Raw genomic sequence first — 17,943 nt, 5'->3', positions numbered from 1 at the left:
CGTGACGGTCCGCCTTCGGTAATTGTCGAAGGCATTCGTCGCCATCTGCTCGGGAGTCGCCCGCGGAAAGGACCGTTCGTGGCCTCTGTACCGGTCGACAAGACCCAGCCTGCTTTCCTCGCCCACGGCGGCGAGACCGGTCTGCTGATCGGCGCGCGGGATTGGTCCGGGACCGCGCTCGGTCCGATCGCGGGGTGGCCGACGCCCCTGAAGACCGCGATCGGCATCATGCTCACCGCGCCGAGCCCGGTGTCGATCCTCTGGGGGGGCGACCGCATACAACTCTACAACGACGCGTATATTCCGATCGCGGCGGGTCGGCACCCGGCCGCGCTGGGCCGACCGGCGGCGCGGAACTGGAGCGAGGTCTACGACGCTTTCCTGGGTCCTCTCCTCGACCGGGTCTTCGCCGGCGAGACGGTGCGGATCGACGAGCACGCGGTGCTGCTGCGGACGCCCTCGGGCCTCACCGAGCAGCGTCTCTTCACCGGCAGCTTCCAGCCCCTGCGCGACGAGGCCGGTGCGGTGGCGGGCGTGTTCCATTCGCTCTCCGAGGTGACGGGGAACAAGGCGGCGGCGGCGGACCAGCGCCGGGCCGAGCAGGCGCTGCGGGACAGCGAGATCCGCTACCGGCAGATCGTCGAGGGCGCCGAGGACTACGCGATCGTGCGCCTCGACGATCGCGGGATCATCACGACGTGGAACACCGGCGCGGAGCGTCTCACGGGGTTCACCGAGCGCGATGCGGTCGGGCAGCCGGGCGACATCCTGTTCACGCCCGAGGACCGGGCCGCGGGCCGGGCCGACGACGAGTTGAGCCGGGCCGCGCGCGACGGGCGCGCGCTCAACGAACGCTGGCACATGCGCCGGGACGGCAGCCGGTTCTGGGCCTCGGGGCTCATGATGCGCCTCGACGCCGACGGCGGCAGCTATCTCAACATGTTTCGCGACCGGACGTCGGAGCACGAGGCCGAGGCGGCCCTGGCCGCGGAGGTGGCGGCGCTCGGGCGGTTGCAGGAGGTCAGCACGCGGCTGGTCAGCGACGAGGCGCCCCAGGCGGTCTACGACGCGATCCTGACCGCCGCCGCCGACCTGATGGGCTCCGAATGCGCGAGCATCCAGATGCTGGACGCGGCGGGCGACCTCAAGCTCCTGGCGCATCACGGATACGATCCGCGCTCGGCCGCGTACTGGCAGACGGTCGACGCCGCGTCCGAGAGCACCTGCGGCATCGCCATGACCACGGGCGAACGCGTGATCGTGCCCGACGTGGAGCTCAGCGGCCTGGCGCACGAGAGCGGCGACCTCCGGTCGTACCGCTGGTCGGGGATGCGGGCGATCCAGACGACGCCCCTGCTGTCCCGCGCGGGCAAGCCCATCGGCATGATCTCGACGCACTGGAAGCGGCCTCACGTGCAGCCGGAGCGCGACCTGAAGCTGTTCGACGTGCTCGCCCGCCAGGCGGCCGACGCGATCGAGCGGACGACGGCGCAGGCCAAGCTGCGCGAGAGCGAGGCCCGGCAGGCCTTCCTGCTCTCGCTCTCGGACGCGATCCGCCTGCTCCGCACACCGGCGGAGATCGCCTCCACGGCGGCCGAGCGTCTCGGCGAACGCTTCGGCCTGAGCCGGGTGTTCTACGCCGAGTTCTTCGGCAGCCTGATGCGGGTCGAGCGCGACTACACGCGGGGGGTCGCGTCCCTGGTGGGCGAGCACGACCTGGGGGCGTTCGGCCCCGACCTGCTGCGCGCCTACCACGATCGCCCCATCGTCAAGGTCGACGACGTCCGCACGGACCTGCGCTTCAGTGACGGCGCGCGCGCGGGGCTGCTGGCCCGGCAGGTCGGCGCCTACCTCGACGTCGTGCTGTACGAGAACGAGCGCTGGGTCAGCCTGCTGGCCCTGCAGAGCGCCCGGCCTCGGCGCTGGAGCGCGTCCGAGGAAGGCCTGTTCCGGGAGGTCGGCGAGCGCGTGAAGGCCGCCATCGAGCGGGCCCGGGCCGAGGACCGTTTGCGCGAGCTGAACGACACCCTCGAGCGGCGGGTCGACGAGGCCCTGGCCGAGCGCAACATGCTCGCCAAGCTCGTCGAGATGACCGACATCATGATCATGGCGGTGGATCTCGACTACACCATCCTGGCCGTGAATGCCGCCAATGCCGACGAGTTCACGCGCCTCTACGGGGTGCGTCCGAAGGCCGGCGACAACATGCTCCGGCTGCTCGACGGCCAGCCCGAGCACCAGGAGCAGGTGCGCACCGGGTGGGCGCTGGGCATGCGCGGCGAGCCCGTGACCTTCGTCGAGGGCTACGGCGAGCCGAGCCGGGCGCGGCCCTATTACGAGGTGAATTTCCGCCCGCTCCGCGACGAGAGCGGTCGGCAGGTCGGCGTCTACCAGTTCGTCACCGACGTGACGGACCGCCTGCGTCGCGAGGCGCAGCTCGCCGAGGCCCAGGACGCCCTGCGCCAGTCGCAGAAGATGGAGGCGATGGGCCAGCTGACCGGCGGGGTCGCGCACGACTTCAACAATCTGCTGACGCCGATCGTCGGTTCGCTCGACCTGCTGCAGCGCCGGCAGCTCGGCGGTCCGCGCGAGCAGCGCCTGATCGCCGGGGCGATGCAGTCGGCCGAGCGGGCGAAGACCCTCGTCCAGCGCCTGCTGGCCTTCGCGCGGCGCCAGCCGTTGCAGCCGGTGCCCGTCGACCTCGCGAAGCTGGTGGCCGGCATGGGCGAGCTGGTCGCGAGCACCACGGGGCCGCAGATCAAGGTCGTGGTCGAGTCCCCGGAGGGTCTGCCGCTGGCGAATGCCGACCCGAACCAGCTCGAGATGGCGCTGCTGAACCTCGCGGTGAATGCGCGGGACGCGATGGAGGACGGGGGCGGCACGCTGCGCATCTCGACCCGGCGGGAAGACGTCGCGGCGGGGCATCGGACCCAGCTGCGACCCGGCCGCTATCTCTGCCTGTCGGTGGCCGACACGGGCTCCGGCATGGACGAGGCGACGATCGCCCGCGCCGTCGAGCCGTTCTTCTCGACCAAGGGCGTCGGCAAGGGCACGGGTCTGGGCCTGTCGATGGTGCACGGCCTCGCGTCTCAGCTGGGCGGCGCCCTCGCGATCCAGAGCCGGCCCGGGCTCGGCACCCAGGTCGAGCTCTGGCTGCCCCAGAGCACGGAGGAGCCGCAGCCCGCCCGGCCGGTAGACGGGACGTCCGCCATGCCGGCGACGCGCGGCACGGCGCTCCTGGTCGATGACGAGGAGCTCGTGCGGATGAGCACGGGGGATATGCTGAGCGATCTCGGCTACGCGGTGGTGGAAGCCAACTCCGCCGAAGCGGCGCTGCGCCTGCTCCACGCGGGCGGCCCTTTCGATCTCCTCGTGACCGACCACATGATGCCGGGCCTCACCGGAACCGACCTTGCCCGCCAAGTCCGGACCCTCAAGCCCGGCATGCCCGTGCTGCTGGTCTCCGGCTACGCCGAGCGCGGAGGCGTGGACCCGGACCTGGCCCGCCTGACCAAGCCGTTCCGCAAGGACGAGCTGGCCGCGAGCCTCGCCCAGCTCATGACGGCGCACTGACGGGTCGGGGGTTGCGCGCGGCGTCCCCGAGGGCGCCGACCTCATCGTCAGAAATGGCGGACTGCGGAACCCGGGTTTGGTCGAGGTCCCGGCCGGTCCCCTGCGGGTGCCCCTCGCCCGGCAATGGCCGCACGTCCACGGCCTCGTGCTGATCGGGACCGGGCCCCGGGGCGAGGCCGTGGCCACGGCGGTGCGGGCGCGCGGTCTCCCGGTCCACCGCGCCCGCCTGATGCCGGGCGCCGACCTGACGGGCCGCCGCGTCCTCGCCTTCGCAAGCCTCGGCCGCCCCAAAAAATTCCTCGCGAGCCTCGAAGAGGCCGGGGTCACCCTCGTGGCGACCCGCCCCTGCCCGGACCACCACCCCTAAGGCCCCGCCGACGAGGTCACCCTCGCGGCTGAGGCCTCCCGCCGCGGCGCCCACCTCGTCACCACCGAGAAGGACCACGTCCGCGTCTCACCCCCCTTCGCCGCCCGCGTCGGGGTGCTGCCTATGACGCTTGCGTTTGCGGATAAGGGAGCTTTGCGGGGGGTTGGTTGTGAATGTGGTTGCGTAGCGAAGATTGGTAGAGTGCTATGGTAGAATTGTTTGCCTGACGCTCATTTCGATCTTCGATTCAAAGCGGACATTCCGCTTACGGCCCAACCCAGCCGCTCGGACCGTCGTCGGCGCTTCCCCAAAGCGGTCGTTCGTCAGCCGTCCGGCAACTTCGGCTCGGGGTGGGAAGCGGAAATCAGCCACTCGCCTCGAAGCGAACGTTTAGCATCCGACCCAACCCGGCCGCCTCGATCACCATGGACGTTTCCCATAAGTGGTCATCGTTGGCCTTCTGGTAGCTTCGGCTTGGGGTGTGAAGCGGGCGTTGGCGCTGCGGCAGAGACCGGACATCCAGGCCAGGCGAAGCTAGTTCGGTTTGAGTGCAGGCATGGCTGACCGCCCATCAGACGGCGATGCTCGGCTTCGATGAACGGGGCCTCGCGCTCTTGCTAACAACCGAAACGGTTCGCAAGTAAAGTCAACTGCGTGATTTTGCACGATCAAATGAAAAGGCTATCTGATGAGGCGTGATCGCGAGAGCGTATCCGGGCTATGCCTGATCGGGCTCTACGCTTCACCCGGAGCCACTACGCGTCTCTGCCCCTCCGGTAACGATCACTCGCGTAGATCAAGGCGGCCCTTCTTCTGGCAGAGCGATCGAAACCGCTATGGAGGCACCAATAGGACCGGTGCGACGGACCAGTAATTCCGTTATTTTTTCAGCATCAGTTTCATCGAAAATTTGACCTACCTGGCATTTCAATAGCAAGTCAGCTGCCCATGTTTCCAAACGCTAGTTGCTTACCGTTCCAGCTGCGGAGATTTGACTAAAAGTCGGTGAACGGCCCTTCTCAACACCAGACATTGAGGCGTTGACTTCGCTTTCTGTGTATACGCGGCATCCAATATCATTCGTTGTGACCTGTTGGCGTTCGACACCAGCATTTTTAATAACGTACGGCATAGAAGGCGGATTATAAAATAAGTAGTAAACTGCCTGTCCTAGGCTCTTATTCATGGCGGCGATTGATTTGATTTGCCTGTCTTCTGCTTTGATCGCTCCATAAACGCACGTATCGTCAAACTCAAATTGCCGGTTTAGCAGCGCGAGTGGCGAGTTAGGTTGCCGTTTCAGAAAAGCATTCATCCCATACAAAAAGCCGATTGGATCGTCGTCGGCGACATCATTATTTTTTGGATAAAGGCGCTTTGACTGGAGCATTCCAATTTTCTGAGCAATAAGCTGAGTATGCCTGTACACGAAGACAATGACGGAAATGTCGGCGGTTTCCCAACCGCCGAGCCGCCTAAGTCCTCCGATATTATGAATGTCCATGGCGACAACTGCGCCCGAGGGTAAGCGCCGTGCTGGAGAGAACGGAACCAGTGAGTCGATAAGCGCATCATCGAGAGATGTTTCTCGAATGTTGGGAACGTTGAGCAAGCGCTCGGTGACATGGCGATTAGCATCTCGGAATGCAGAGCGGAAGAAATCGATTACGTCATCCGGCAACGTAGGCCATTGTGTAAGCGTCGGCATCGTTCCCCCGTCGAAAGCTTATCGTGGCATCTGATCGGCCAAGCCCTCTATCACATCGACTTGCAAGCTGTTGCGCAAGGGGATGAGCTGGCTCGGCAGAGTGCCGCCTAGCGCAAGGCATTCCGTAATTTTTCGACCATCGTGTTCATAGGCGGCTTTTGCCGCCAAGACAGCGCGATACTTCACGCACTGAAATAGGCCACGTAAAATGTCGCCCACTGGCGCGGTTGCCGGTTTTACTTCGACCGCGTGAAAGCGTTTTTTGTAATCAAAAACAACATCAATACGATCGGCTGAAGGTAGTAAATGCTCTGTTTCTCCGATCGCGTCGCCTAATTTTAAGCCAACCATTTGGGGATTATTTTTTACAAATTCTTTTAGCGCTCTATGTTCAGGCCCCTCACTTTTTCCACCACAAATCCCAGCTTTTTCGATTAGTTCCGTCAAGCTGGCGCTAGTTTTTTGTAGCCCCAAGTTGTGCAATACGTCATGCCAATATGGATAGGCAAAAATTTTTGCCCAGTATTGCCTTACAATAGCGCTTCGTTCTTTGAGATTGTCCCACGTGTATCCGTGCTCCGCCAGAAAACCGTCAAAGCCGGGGCCGGGCATGTTCATCTGCTGATTTTTCACGAGAGCTTGGATGTGTGGGATTTCTGCACCCCAATTCTCAGCAAGCTCATTCAAAGCATCGCCAATGCACCCCAAGGGATAGTTTAGGGTTCGCGGATTTGTCATTCCGACTTCCTGCGCGAGATTTTCGTAGAAGATTGGGCTATGCGCTTCGGCTTGCCTGACAAGAATTGGCAAAATCAGGCGAGCCCGTTGCTGGTAAAGCTTCGAGCCATGGAAGCCGGTAGCGATTTCGGCTGTTTTGGCCATCTTCGTCCCTAGTGTTTGATCCACCTCATTCTACACATTCAAATCTGTCAAAGCGATCAGTCTGCTGAGGGCTGTACCGCTGGCCCACCATGCACCGCGGTCTGTTTTGGATATTAAGACGGACCATCCAAAACGGCCTTTTTTTATGCGACCCATTTATAGAGAACCGGCGCAGTGGGATGCGCGGAAACGGACATCCCGCGAGACCGCAAAATGTCGTAAGCAGGCGCGGCGAAGATGTCAGCTTCCAAGCATTGCCGCTTAGTAGCGGACAGACCGCAGATCACCCAAGCCGGTCGTACAAAGTAATCACATTATAGTACTATACAAACATTAGTATTCATCGGATGGATACTTCCAAAGTGTCTTCGGCCGACTTTGCAATCCGGTAAAATCCCCTACTCCGGTCGTCCGGTCTCGGCGAGGCGCTTCATCGCCGCCTCGGGGCTGGCATAGGCCTCCTGCCGGGTCGCGCTCCAGTAGCGCAGGGCGTCGAGGGGGATCGCCTCGCCGGTCACGGCGCAGCGCACGAAGCTGCCGGGCTTGATCACCCGCATGGTGCCGTCGCCGTACTCCACCACCGCCTCGCCGGAGGCTCCGCGCTCGAAACGTCCCAACATGGTCCCTCGCCTCCCGGCTCTGCCCCCGCTCGCCCCGTCTTAGGAGGCCCGGGGCGCGCTGTCGATGCGGTCGCGGCGCCGGCGCCGGGCCTCGACAGCCCCGCCACTTGGTGCCTAAGTCGCGCGATGCCGCGCCGTGTCCCGCCCCGATGACCCTGGCTCCCCCGACTCCGGACATCCTGACTCCGGACCTGTCCCGCCTGTTCGACGCCGCCCTGGCGGCGCAGGGGCGCGCCTACGCCCCCTACTCGCGCTTTCCCGTCGGCGCGGCCCTCCGCGACGAGGCGGGCGCCGTCCATGCCGGCTGCAACGTCGAGAACGCTGCCTACCCGGTGGGGACCTGCGCCGAGGCCGGCGCCATCGCCGCCATGGTCGCCTCCGGTGGCCGGCGCATCGCCGCGCTGCTGGTCCTCGGCCCGGGGCCCGGCCTCGTCACCCCCTGCGGCGCCTGCCGGCAGCGCATCCGCGAATTCGCCGGTCCGGCGGTCCGGGTCCACGTCGCCGACGCCACCGCCCTCCGCGCCTCCTTCACCGTCGGGGCCCTGCTGCCCGACTCCTTCGGCCCGGACAACCTGGGCGCCGATCCCCGGGGGCCCCATGCGTGATTTGGAGCCGGGGATCCAGGCCGCCGCCGGTCTGCTGCGCGCGCAGGGGTTCGGCGGACCGTTCGCCTGCGCGATCGTCACCGGCACCGGACTCGGCGGACTGGTGCGTGACCTCGACACGACCCTCTCGGTATCCTACGGGCAAATTCCGGGGTTTCCGGCCCCCGGCGTGAGCGGCCACGGCGGCCGCCTCCATGCCGGGCGCCTCGCCGGGCGCCGGGTCCTGGTCTTCGAGGGCCGTGCCCACGCCTACGAGACCGGCGACGCCGCCGTGATGCGGGTGCCGCTCGGCGTCGCGCAAGTCCTTGGGGCGCAAGCGCTTCTCCTCACCAACGCCTCCGGCTCCCTGCGGCCGGAGGTCGGCCCGGGCAGCCTGGTGGCGCTCACCGACCACATCAACCTCTCGGGCCTTAACCCGCTCTTCGGCGAGGCCAGCGACGCCCGCTTCGTGCCCATGGTGGGGGCCTACGACGCCGAGTTGCGCGCCCATCTCCTTGATGCCGCACGGGAATCCGGCGTCGCCCTGCACCAGGGCGTCTACGCCTGGTTCTCCGGACCGAGCTTCGAGACCCCGGCGGAAGTCCGCATGGCCGGCCGCCTCGGGGCCGACCTCGTCGGCATGTCGACGGTCCCCGAGGTCATCCTCGCCCGCTTCTACGGCCTGCCCGTCGCCGCCCTGTCCGTGGTCACCAACCTCGGTGCCGGCCTCGACGGCGGCGATCCCCATCACGCGGAGACCAAGGCCACCGCCGCCCGGGCCGGGGACGCCCTCGCCCGCCTGGTCGCCGCCTTCGTCGCCCGCCTGCCCGCGAGTGCCCCCCGATGACCGACGACGCCTCCCTCGCCCGGCGGGCCCTGCCCCTGCTCGACCTCACCGATCTCGGCGAATCCTGCTCGGAGGCCGCCATCGACACGCTCTGCCGCGACGCCCGGGCGAGCGCGGTCGCCGCCGTCTGCGTCTGGCCGCATTACGTCGGCCGCGCCGCCCGGCTGCTCGCCGGATCGCCGGTGCGCGTCGCCACCGTCATCAACTTCCCCGCCGGTGGCGACGACATCGAGCGGGCGGTGGAGGATACGACCGAAGCCCTCGCCGACGGCGCCCACGAGATCGATCTCGTCCTGCCCTATCGCAGCGTCCTTGCCGGCGAGACCGGCACCGCCCGCGCCATGCTCGCCGCGATCCGCGACGTCTGCGACGGTGGCCGCCTGCTGAAGGTCATCCTGGAGACCGGTGTCCTGGCGACCCCGGACGCCATCAGGGCCGCGAGCCGCCTCGCCATCGAGGCCAGGGCGGATTTCCTCAAGACCTCCACGGGCAAAAGCGCGGTTTCGGCGACCCCGGAGGCCGCCGAGGCGATGCTCTGCGCCATCCGCGACCACGCCGCGGGGCATCCCGTCGGTCTCAAGGTCTCGGGCGGCTTGAAAACCGTCGCGGATGCCGGCACTTACCTCGCCCTCGCGGATCGGATCATGGGGCCGACCTGGGTCGGGCCGCGCACCTTCCGCCTCGGCGCCAGCAGCCTGCGCACGGCGCTGGTCGCGGCGGTCGCGGAGGCCGGGCGATGAGGCTGCCCCAGGAACTCATCCGCACCAAGCGGGACGGCGGCGCGATCCCGCCCGAGGAGATCGCGGACTTCATCGCGGGCCTGACGGACGGGCGGGTGACCGAGGGGCAGGCCGCAGCCTTCGCGATGGCGGTGTTTTTTCGTGGTCTTTCGCGGTCGGAGCGCGTGGCGCTGACGCGGGCGATGACCGAGTCCGGCACGGTCCTGCGATGGGACCTGCCCGGGCCGGTCCTGGACAAGCACTCGTCCGGCGGAGTCGGGGACGCGGTCAGCCTCGCACTCGCGCCGATGGTCGCGGCCTGCGGGGGCTACGTACCGATGATCTCGGGGCGCGGGCTCGGGCATACCGGCGGCACCCTCGACAAGCTCGCGAGCATTCCCGGCTACGATGCGATGCCTGGGCTCGCGCGCTTCCGCACCGTAACGGCCGACGTGGGCTGCGCCATCATCGGACAGACCGACGACCTCGCGCCTGCGGATCGGCGCCTCTACGCCATCCGCGACGTGACGGGCACCGTCGAGTCCCTCGACCTGATCACCGCGTCCATCCTGTCAAAGAAACTCGCTGCAGGCCTCGACGGCTTGGTAATGGATGTGAAGGTCGGCTCGGGCGCCTTCATGGCCGAGCGCCGTGAGGCCCAGACCCTCGCTCGGAGCATCGTCGATGTCGCGGGTGGGGCGGGCCTGCGTACGGTGGCGCTGATCACCGACATGGACTCGCCCCTCGCCTCGGCCGCGGGGAACGCCCTGGAGGTCGCTTACACCCTCGACTATCTCAGTGGGCGCTCGCGCGAGCCGGCCTTCCATGCCGTCACGCTCAGGCTCGCAGCCGAGATGCTGGTGGTCGGCGGCCTCAGTCCCGACATCGGCGACGCCTCCGCACGCCTGGAAACGGCGCTTGCCTCGGGACGCGCCCTCGAAGTCTTCGCCCGGATGGTCACTGCGCTCGGCGGCCCCGTCGATCTGGTCGAGCGGTCTGCGCACTACCTCCCGACGGCGCCCATCACGCGCGTGGTCGTCGCGAAGACGGACGGCTACGTCACCTCGATCGCGACGCGAAACTTGGGACTTGCAGTGATCGGCCTCGGTGGTGGGCGGACCCGTCCGCAGGACAACGTCGACCCCCGTGTCGGCCTCACCGGACTGCCTCGTATCGGAGCCAAGATCGAGCAAGGCCAGCCTCTTGCGATCGTTCATGCCGCTGATGCAGCATCTGCCGACAGGGCCGAAGCTACTCTGCTGACGGCCTACCGCATTGACACGGTGCCCCTGAAGCCAACGCCCGCGATCTTGGAACGAATTGCCGATTAGTTAGTCCCCTCTACAGGGAGAACCGAGGGATGTAAGAAGGCGCTCAGAAGTCGTGATGTCCGCCACCGTGATTTCGGTGTTGACTCCACTCCTAACCGCGGTGGTGCCCCCAGCCATAATGCCGGCGGTGATGGCCAAAGCCCCGGTCTTCGTAATGCTGTCGATGATGGCTTCAGTCGCCGTGCCCGCCCCAGTACTACAAAGGGCTGATTGCCCTGTGCTACTCAGTTTGGGCAGCCGCCACGAGAGACGACGCGTGCGCCCCGGTCACGAAGGCAAGACCCCGGCGTAGCCCAACGCCGCGAACAAGGTTCTCAATCCCCGCAATGTGACTGTGCATGAGGTGGTCATCGTGGAGTTTTTGGCCTGACTGCCAAGGGGGATCTCGCCCTCGGCAATCGGGATAGGGCTAGCGCACTGAACGCTCTCTGCCACCGAACTTCGCTTGGTTTCGGTGAGCAGCCGATTCCGCCTAAGGTCGGCGATAGACCCAGACGCGTGCGGGCGGAAGATTGAGCCAGACCCGGTTCGACCGACTGGCCGTGTAGGTGCCGGCATCACACCGAGCCGGAATAGGCGGAACCACCGCGTAGGTGAACTGTACGAAGGGTGCGCTCAGATGCATCATTTCATGGGCGGCGTTCAAGAGATCGAGCCGCTGCTCCAAGGGCTTCGTGAACAGCGGGAGGCTTGAAACCATCGCAGCCGCTTTTTCGGTGAGCATCGTGCCGAACGTCTCGCGAATGTTGTACGCATCTCCGCGAATGATCGTTGCACGCGGAAAGCGCTTCTGCAGCAGCTTGCAGAAATCGGGATTGTACTCGACCAAGATCAGCCGCTCTTGCTCAATGCCACGCCGGATGAGGGCCTCCGTGACGGGTCCGGTCCCAGGTCCAAGCTCGATCACAGGTCCGCTGACGCGCGGATCGACGTAGGAAGCCATCGTGCGGGCGAGCATCTTGCCCGACGGCGTTACAGCACCCGTAACGAGGGGGCGCTCGAACCAGGAGCGTAGAAAGCGCGCCTCGTCCTCCAGCGGATCCCGCCGTGTACGGTTGGCACCGGGAGCGAGGTCGGCTTTTGCGCTGGAGCGGCGTAGCGGCGGCAAGACCCTATGTCCTCAGATCACGGGTTGGGAGGGAAAGGCTAGACGACGAAGCTCTCCGGCAGTCAAGCTTGCAATCACCGAACACGCTGGAGCGCACACAAGGATCGCGCGGGCGGTGCCCGACCGCCACATGCGATAACCGTGGCCGAACCGTTTTGATCCGCACGATATTGCAAGTCTAGGTCCTCGCCGCCCCTCCGAGCCCGTCGAAGAAGTCCTTGACCTTCGAAAAGAACCCCGCGCTCTCCGGATGGTTCTCGTCGGAGGCCGACTGGTCGAATTCCTGCAGCAACTCGCGCTGACGCTTCGAGAGGTTCTGCGGCGTCTCTACGAAGACCTGGATGTAAAGGTCACCGACGTCTCTCGAACGCAGCACCGGCATCCCCTTGCCCTTGATACGGAATTGCTTCGCTGTCTGAGTGCCCGCAGGGATACGCACTTGCGTCTGGGAGCCATCGATCACCGGGACAGTGATCTCGCCTGAGAGCGCTGCGGTTACCATGGAGATTGGTACCCGGCAGAACAGGTCTGCGCCGTCACGCTGGAAAAACTCGTGTGGCTTGATCGAGAGGAAGACGTAGAGATCCCCCGCTGGTCCGCCGCGAAGGCCCGTCTCACCCTCGCCGGCCAAACGGATCCGGAGGCCGTCATCGACGCCAGCCGGCACGTTGATGGAGAGGGTCCGCTCTCGCGTCACGCGGCCAGCACCGCTGCAGGCACCACATGGATCGTCGATCACCTCGCCGCGGCCGTGACAGTTCGGGCAGGTGCGCTCGATGGCGAAGAAACCCTGTGCCGCACGGACCCGCCCATAGCCACCACAGGTCTGGCAGGGACGCGGCTTCGAACCAGCCTTGGCACCGGAGCCGGAGCAGACCTCGCAGGTGACCGAAGTCGCCATCTTGATGGTCTCGGCCTTCCCGCTGAACGCTTCCTCCAGTGAAATATCAAGATTGTAGCGGAGGTCGGCACCCCGTTCGCGGGTCGGACCACCGCGTGCGCCACCCCGCCCGCCACCGGCGCCAGCACCGGCTCGGCCGTCACCGAAGAAGTTGTCGAAGATGTCCGACATGAAGTCGCCGAACTCGTTTCCGAACCCGGGACCACCCGCTCCACCCTGTTGGAACGCGGCATGGCCGAAGCGGTCATAGGCAGCACGCTTCTGACCATCAGAAAGGCATTGATAAGCTTCGTTAATTTCCTTGAACTTGACTTCGGCCTCGGCATTTCCCGGATTGCGGTCCGGATGGTAGCTCATGGCGAGCTTGCGAAAGGCGACTTTCATCTCGCCGTCGGTCGCGGTCTTGGAGACGCCTAGAATCTCGTAATAGTCCCGCTTCGACATTCCCGTCCTCAAAGTCCCCGGCGCGCCGGTCCGACCGGACCACGCCGTCCAACTCGAGCGCTGATGCGCTTGAAACTCAGCTGGCTCCGCTCAACGGGACAAGCCGAACATGGTTCGGGGCCGGATCGCTCCGGCCCCGAACTCAGATGCAGGCGTTATGCCCGCTTCTTCTGGTCCTTGTCATCGACTTCCTGGAAGTCGGCGTCGATGACATCGTCCTTCTTCGCCTCGCCGGCGCCGGCTTCGGCTCCCGCCTCGCCGGATTGGTTGGCCGCGTACATCGCCTCGCCGAGCTTCATCGACGCCTGCATCACGTCAGTGGTGCGAGCCTTGATGACTTCTACATCGTCGCCGTCGAGAGCGGTACGAAGTGCGGTGATCGCCGTCTCGATGGCTCCCTTGTCGTCCGCGGAGACCTTGTCACCGTATTCCTTCACCGACTTCTCGGTGGCGTGGATCAGGCTCTCACCCTGATTCTTCACCTCGACGAGCTCACGGCGCTTCTTATCCGCCTCGGCATTCGCCTCGGCGTCCTTAACCATGCGCTCGATGTCGGAATCCGACAGACCACCGGAGGCCTGGATCCGGATCTGGTGCTCCTTGTTCGTCGCCTTGTCCTTGGCAGTGACGTTCACGATGCCATTGGCATCGATATCGAAGGTCACCTCGATCTGCGGCATGCCGCGCGGCGCCGGCGGAATGCCCATCAGGTCGAACTGGCCGAGCAACTTATTGTCGGCCGCCATCTCGCGCTCACCCTGGAAGACCCGGATGGTCACCGCGTTCTGGTTGTCCTCCGCTGTTGAGAAGGTCTGGGACTTCTTCGTTGGGATCGTGGTGTTGCGGTCGATTAGACGGGTGAACACGCCACCCAGTGTCTCGATGCCCAGTGACAGCGGGGTGACGTCGAGGAGTAGCACGTCCTTGACGTCGCCCTGAAGCACACCAGCCTGAACGGCCGCGCCGATGGCCACGACCTCATCCGGGTTGACGCCCTTGTGGGGCTCCTTGCCGAAGAAGGATTTCACGACTTCCTGGATCTTGGGCATGCGGATCATGCCGCCCACAAGCACGACCTCGTCGATCTCGGAGGCCGACACGCCAGCATCCTTCAGCGCTTTGCGGCAGGGCTCGATCGTGCGTTGGACGAGGTCGTCCACGAGGGACTCGAATTTCGCACGACTGAGCTTGAGCGCAAGGTGCTTCGGACCCGTGGCATCGGCTGTGATGTAGGGCAGGTTGATCTCGGTCTGCGTCGCAGACGACAGCTCGATTTTGGCCTTCTCAGCCGCCTCCTTGAGGCGCTGAAGCGCAAGCTTGTCCTTCGTGAGATCGATGCCCTGCTCGCGCTTGAACTCGCTCGTCAGGTACTCGACCACGCGGTTGTCGAAGTCCTCGCCACCCAGGAAGGTGTCGCCGTTGGTGGACTTCACCTCGAACACGCCATCCCCGATCTCGAGGATCGAGACGTCGAAGGTGCCGCCGCCGAGGTCATAGACCGCGATGGTGCCAGCCTTCTTCTTGTCGAGGCCGTAGGCAAGTGCCGCTGCCGTGGGCTCGTTGATGATACGAAGAACCTCAAGGCCAGCGATCTTGCCGGCATCCTTGGTGGCTTGGCGCTGCGCGTCATTAAAGTAGGCCGGCACCGTGATGACAGCCTGCGTCACCGGCTGACCGAGATGCGCCTCAGCAGTCTCTTTCATCTTCTGCAGCGTGAAGGCGGAGATCTGCGAAGGCGAATACTTCTTGCCGTCCGCCTCGACCCAGGCGTCGCCGTTGTCGCCGCGAACGATCTTGTAGGGGACGAGACCCTTGTCCTTCTGTGTCATCGGATCGTCGTAGGTCCGACCCACGAGGCGCTTGATGGCGAAGAACGTACGCTCAGGATTCGTAACTGCCTGACGCTTGGCCGGCTGGCCGACCAGCCGCTCACCCTCGTCAGTGAAAGCGACGATGGACGGTGTGGTGCGCGCACCTTCCGAATTCTCGACGACCTTAGGCTGCGTGCCTTCCATGACGGCCACACAGGAGTTCGTGGTGCCGAGGTCGATACCAATTACCTTACCCATGGTGGGATCCCTCTGTTGTCGTTTGGTCAAGCAGACCGCCAAGCCCCGAAGCAGCTCGGCCCATGGCTGTGCAAAACTGAGTGTGTGAGAACGGGTTTGGACACCGGTTCGCGCCCCGGAACGGTGCAGAGCCGGGTCTTAATCCCGCGTCTCGGCCGATATAAGAAGGGTGTCGTGAGGCCGCAAGGCAGAGCCCGCCGACGAGGCGCATCGGATTGCGTGGAGCCGCGTTATCCTCTTCATCGCCTTTGACTTGGAACAGCCATACGAGCCGCCTGCTGGGATTTTGCAACGATGGCGTCGGCGGTCTCCCCAATGTTTCATCGTCAAGAAGCGGCATCGCTGCCGTGTCACAACGCTCGTTGCATGGTAAGTGGGAGGTGAACGTGCTCACCTGCGCACCACGCTGCCTCCACGGATATAGGCCCGAAAGTTTCGATGCGTCTGACCCGCGTGCTTCTTCTTCTACCGGTGCTGGCATCGGTTCCTCACCCAGCCTGCGCGCAGTCGTTTTTCGAGGAATTGTTCGGGATCGGGCGGGCGGCTAAGCCGCCGGTGCCGCCAAGGGGAGTTCCTCCCGCTCCACAAACTCCTGTGCCGGGCGCACCCGGCGAGGGCGGGGCGCCGGCTGCGTCGGACGCACCGAAAGCACCTCCGGTACCGCGTCAGCCTATCGTCCTCAAAGCGCCCTCCGAGGACAACGTGATGGGACAGGAGCTGATGCTAAACGGGCTCACCGGTAGCCTTAAGCTTGAGCGGGCCGGGGGGGGGACCACAGCTCGCGTCGTTTTGCCGGGCAATAAAATCTCGCAGCCCGTCGAAGCCTGCAAGGTGCCGCTGAACGGAGGGGCGCCGGTGGCGGTCTCGTCCGAGGGCCGTGCGGAGGGTGTCGGCCGCTTCGAGGTCACCGGGGGCGAATGTCCCCTCCGGTTCGACGTACTCGATGGCGCCGTTCTGGTGCAATCGGTGTCCGGTCCCGTCTGTACCTTCGCGGCGGCCGATTGCGCCACGACGCCCACGGGTTTGTGGGGACCGGCCGCGGCCACGCTCATTTCGCGGGCGAGCGAGTTTGAGGCGGCGCGCGGTGGAGCCGACCGGGCCGTCCGGGAGAATTACAAGTTGATTAGTCAGCGCCTGCGTGGCCCTGAGCTTCGCCCCGTGGTCACCGAACAGGCGGCCTTCTCCTCCGATCGCGAGCAGATGTGCCGAACCTATGCTCGTGAAGGAGCGCACGGATTCTGCAACCTGCGCTTCACTGAAGCACGAGCTTTGGCACTCGCCACCCGCCTCGGGGTCAATACGAACACCGCGGCGCCAAGCGTTTCGGCGTCCTCGCCCCGTTCGCGCCGCAAGCCCCCGGTGGAAGGTATGAATCCGGATACGGGTGGCGCTCCGTTCTCCGACCAGTAGCGCGAACGCTCAGCTATGGCCGGCGCTGACCGATAGCATCGCGAGGTCGATGCCATTGTTGCGTAACGTGCGCTCGTACTTGGCTTCGAGAGCCGTATGGAAAATCATGTCGGGATCGGCTGGGCAGACCAGCCATCCATTGGCTAGGATTTCGCTCTCGAGCTGTCCTGCCTGCCATCCTGCATAGCCAAGGGCGAGGACGGCGTTGGCCGGACCGTCGCCGGCGGCGATCGCCTTCAAAATGTCCACCGTTGCTGTGAGGCAGATTCCATCGTCGATGATCAGCGTGGATTGATCGATATGGAAGTCGTCAGTGTGGAGCACGAAGCCGCGCTTGGCATCAACAGGTCCGCCCATCAGCACGGGCATGTGGCCGACACGCTGGCGGAGCCGGATCGCATCAGTTTCGCTCGCGATATCAAGCTGAATCAGCAGGTCGGGCATATTGAGGTCAGAGACGGCCTTGTTGAGGATGATCCCCATGGCCCCGTCAGCCGAATGCGCACAGAGATAGATGACCGACCGGGCGAAGCGCGAATCCGTCAGTCCCGGCATGGCGACAAGAAACTGACCGTCAAGGTAGGCGGGATCGCCCGTGTGGGCCTGTGAACGCTGCATTGCCGTATGCTACGCGGGTAGGCGCCTTTGTCCAGGGCACGGCACGTTCCGCCAAGGGATATCCGCCACATTGGCGACGGCGGAAACTCGACAGGCTAACCCCTGCGAGCTAGACGATTTTTCGCGAGCCGGCCCGGTGCGTGAACTGGGTACGACTCTGTGACAGTAGCTAGGGATCTGACGGTTCGGATGCCCCGGCGATCTTCAGGAGACGACGGATGACCATTCAGGTTGGCGACCACCTCCCCCAGGTCACGTTTCGCGTGAGTGGGGCGGACGGCCCGGAAGCCAAGACCACCGACGACTTCTTCAAGGGCCGCCGCGTCGTCCTCGTCGGGGTGCCCGGCGCCTTCACACCGAGCTGTCACCGCAACCATCTGCCCGGCTTCGTGGAGAAGCAGGCCGAGATCAAGGCTCGCGGCATCGACACCATCGCGATCACGTCGGTCAACGACGTGTTTGTGCTTGATGCGTGGCAGAAGGCGAGTGGCGCCGAGGGCCTCGAGTTTCTCGCTGACGGCAACGCTGATTTCGCGAAGGCGATTGGCCTCGACATGGACGGGGCCGGCTTCGGACTTGGTACCCGTTCGAAGCGTTACGCGATGCTCGTAGAGGACGGTGTCGTGCGCGTACTTAATGTCGAGGACTCCCCGGCCAAGACTGAGTTGTCGGGCGCCGAAGCCCTTCTCAAGGTGATCTGACCGATCCACCGGCGGATGTGATGCATCCGCCGGTAACTTGGGACGCTTTCGCCTGACGCTC

The 17,943-nt window shown here is 65.0% G+C and carries 15 protein-coding genes; 8 read left to right on the top strand and 7 right to left on the bottom strand.

Annotated elements, in window-relative coordinates; genetic code table 11:
* The first annotated feature begins 78 nt into the window (after positions 1 to 78).
* On the top strand, positions 79 to 3,573 hold the full coding sequence (locus ASF58_RS12955; RefSeq protein WP_055952615.1) for a PAS domain-containing protein: 3,495 nt from the start codon (positions 79 to 81) through the stop codon (positions 3,571 to 3,573).
* 76 nt (positions 3,574 to 3,649) lie between these two features.
* Positions 3,650 to 3,940, top strand: a complete 291-nt coding sequence (locus ASF58_RS12950; RefSeq protein ID WP_055952612.1) for a tetraacyldisaccharide 4'-kinase — start codon at positions 3,650 to 3,652, stop codon at positions 3,938 to 3,940.
* A 961-nt stretch (positions 3,941 to 4,901) separates the two neighbouring features.
* Here ASF58_RS12950 and ASF58_RS25830 read toward each other — a convergent pair.
* The 3 genes from ASF58_RS25830 to ASF58_RS12945 all read right to left on the bottom strand — a co-directional run bounded on the left by ASF58_RS25830 (position 4,902) and on the right by ASF58_RS12945 (position 7,150).
* Positions 4,902 to 5,648 (bottom strand): hypothetical protein, encoded by a 747-nt coding sequence (locus ASF58_RS25830; RefSeq protein ID WP_156375658.1) that lies wholly within the window; start codon positions 5,646 to 5,648, stop codon positions 4,902 to 4,904.
* Positions 5,649 to 5,666: 18 nt separating this feature from the next.
* A complete protein-coding gene (locus ASF58_RS25825; RefSeq protein WP_156375657.1) occupies positions 5,667 to 6,530 on the bottom strand; it encodes a hypothetical protein in 864 nt (287 codons plus the stop codon).
* A gap of 398 nt (positions 6,531 to 6,928) precedes the next feature.
* Positions 6,929 to 7,150, bottom strand: a complete 222-nt coding sequence (locus ASF58_RS12945) for a DUF2093 domain-containing protein (protein ID WP_055952609.1) — start codon at positions 7,148 to 7,150, stop codon at positions 6,929 to 6,931.
* Positions 7,151 to 7,299: 149 nt separating this feature from the next.
* Here ASF58_RS12945 and ASF58_RS12940 point away from each other — a divergent pair, with 149 nt between their 5' ends.
* From ASF58_RS12940 to deoA, 4 genes are read left to right on the top strand one after another with little or no spacing between them, the layout of a single operon-like run.
* Complete coding sequence (locus ASF58_RS12940) at positions 7,300 to 7,755, top strand: cytidine deaminase (protein ID WP_055952606.1); 456 nt, start codon at positions 7,300 to 7,302, stop codon at positions 7,753 to 7,755.
* Positions 7,748 to 8,581, top strand: coding sequence for a purine-nucleoside phosphorylase (locus ASF58_RS12935; RefSeq protein ID WP_055952603.1), 834 nt, complete (start codon positions 7,748 to 7,750; stop codon positions 8,579 to 8,581). Before ASF58_RS12940 ends, ASF58_RS12935 begins: the two co-directional genes overlap by 8 nt.
* A complete protein-coding gene (gene deoC, locus ASF58_RS12930; RefSeq protein WP_055952600.1) occupies positions 8,578 to 9,321 on the top strand; it encodes a deoxyribose-phosphate aldolase in 744 nt (247 codons plus the stop codon). The genes ASF58_RS12935 and deoC overlap by 4 nt, the downstream gene beginning before the upstream one ends.
* Positions 9,318 to 10,631, top strand: a complete 1,314-nt coding sequence (deoA, locus tag ASF58_RS12925) for a thymidine phosphorylase (protein WP_055952597.1) — start codon at positions 9,318 to 9,320, stop codon at positions 10,629 to 10,631. The genes deoC and deoA overlap by 4 nt, the downstream gene beginning before the upstream one ends.
* Positions 10,632 to 11,103: 472 nt before the next feature.
* Here the strand turns inward: deoA and ASF58_RS12920 are convergent, their stop codons facing one another.
* From ASF58_RS12920 to dnaK, 3 genes are all read right to left on the bottom strand, one after another.
* Positions 11,104 to 11,739, bottom strand: coding sequence for an rRNA adenine N-6-methyltransferase family protein (locus ASF58_RS12920; protein WP_055952594.1), 636 nt, complete (start codon positions 11,737 to 11,739; stop codon positions 11,104 to 11,106).
* 178 nt (positions 11,740 to 11,917) lie between these two features.
* On the bottom strand, positions 11,918 to 13,084 hold the full coding sequence (gene dnaJ, locus ASF58_RS12915) for a molecular chaperone DnaJ (protein WP_055952591.1): 1,167 nt from the start codon (positions 13,082 to 13,084) through the stop codon (positions 11,918 to 11,920).
* Positions 13,085 to 13,239: 155 nt separating this feature from the next.
* Entirely contained in the window at positions 13,240 to 15,153 is a 1,914-nt protein-coding gene (dnaK, locus tag ASF58_RS12910; RefSeq protein ID WP_055952588.1) for a molecular chaperone DnaK, read from the bottom strand.
* A 438-nt stretch (positions 15,154 to 15,591) separates the two neighbouring features.
* On the opposite strand from dnaK, the gene ASF58_RS12905 reads away from it, so the two are divergent.
* Entirely contained in the window at positions 15,592 to 16,563 is a 972-nt protein-coding gene (locus tag ASF58_RS12905; protein ID WP_055952585.1) for a hypothetical protein, read from the top strand.
* 9 nt (positions 16,564 to 16,572) lie between these two features.
* Here ASF58_RS12905 and ASF58_RS12900 read toward each other — a convergent pair whose 3' ends face one another.
* A complete protein-coding gene (locus tag ASF58_RS12900; RefSeq protein WP_055952582.1) occupies positions 16,573 to 17,181 on the bottom strand; it encodes a YqgE/AlgH family protein in 609 nt (202 codons plus the stop codon).
* Between the two features lie 218 nt (positions 17,182 to 17,399).
* On the opposite strand from ASF58_RS12900, the gene ASF58_RS12895 reads away from it, so the two are divergent.
* On the top strand, positions 17,400 to 17,882 hold the full coding sequence (locus tag ASF58_RS12895; RefSeq protein ID WP_055952580.1) for a peroxiredoxin: 483 nt from the start codon (positions 17,400 to 17,402) through the stop codon (positions 17,880 to 17,882).
* Positions 17,883 to 17,943: the final 61 nt, after the last annotated feature.

The sequence above is a fragment of the Methylobacterium sp. Leaf125 genome (genome assembly GCF_001423085.1).
In the GTDB taxonomy this organism is placed as follows: domain Bacteria; phylum Pseudomonadota; class Alphaproteobacteria; order Rhizobiales; family Beijerinckiaceae; genus Methylobacterium.
This window is presented reverse-complemented; position numbering and strand designations above follow the sequence as displayed.

Excerpts from the sequence above, each read along its gene's own strand:
- ASF58_RS25830 (WP_156375658.1), bottom strand. The coding sequence starts at position 5,648 with ATGCCGACGCTTACACAATGGCCTACGTTGCCGGATGACGTAATCGAT.
- ASF58_RS25825 (WP_156375657.1), bottom strand. The coding sequence starts at position 6,530 with ATGGCCAAAACAGCCGAAATCGCTACCGGCTTCCATGGCTCGAAGCTT.
- ASF58_RS12945 (WP_055952609.1), bottom strand. The coding sequence starts at position 7,150 with ATGTTGGGACGTTTCGAGCGCGGAGCCTCCGGCGAGGCGGTGGTGGAG.
- ASF58_RS12940 (WP_055952606.1), top strand. The coding sequence starts at position 7,300 with ATGACCCTGGCTCCCCCGACTCCGGACATCCTGACTCCGGACCTGTCC.
- ASF58_RS12935 (WP_055952603.1), top strand. The coding sequence starts at position 7,748 with ATGCGTGATTTGGAGCCGGGGATCCAGGCCGCCGCCGGTCTGCTGCGC.
- deoC (WP_055952600.1), top strand. The coding sequence starts at position 8,578 with ATGACCGACGACGCCTCCCTCGCCCGGCGGGCCCTGCCCCTGCTCGAC.
- deoA (WP_055952597.1), top strand. The coding sequence starts at position 9,318 with ATGAGGCTGCCCCAGGAACTCATCCGCACCAAGCGGGACGGCGGCGCG.
- dnaJ (WP_055952591.1), bottom strand. The coding sequence starts at position 13,084 with ATGTCGAAGCGGGACTATTACGAGATTCTAGGCGTCTCCAAGACCGCG.
- dnaK (WP_055952588.1), bottom strand. The coding sequence starts at position 15,153 with ATGGGTAAGGTAATTGGTATCGACCTCGGCACCACGAACTCCTGTGTG.
- ASF58_RS12905 (WP_055952585.1), top strand. The coding sequence starts at position 15,592 with ATGCGTCTGACCCGCGTGCTTCTTCTTCTACCGGTGCTGGCATCGGTT.
- ASF58_RS12900 (WP_055952582.1), bottom strand. The coding sequence starts at position 17,181 with ATGCAGCGTTCACAGGCCCACACGGGCGATCCCGCCTACCTTGACGGT.
- ASF58_RS12895 (WP_055952580.1), top strand. The coding sequence starts at position 17,400 with ATGACCATTCAGGTTGGCGACCACCTCCCCCAGGTCACGTTTCGCGTG.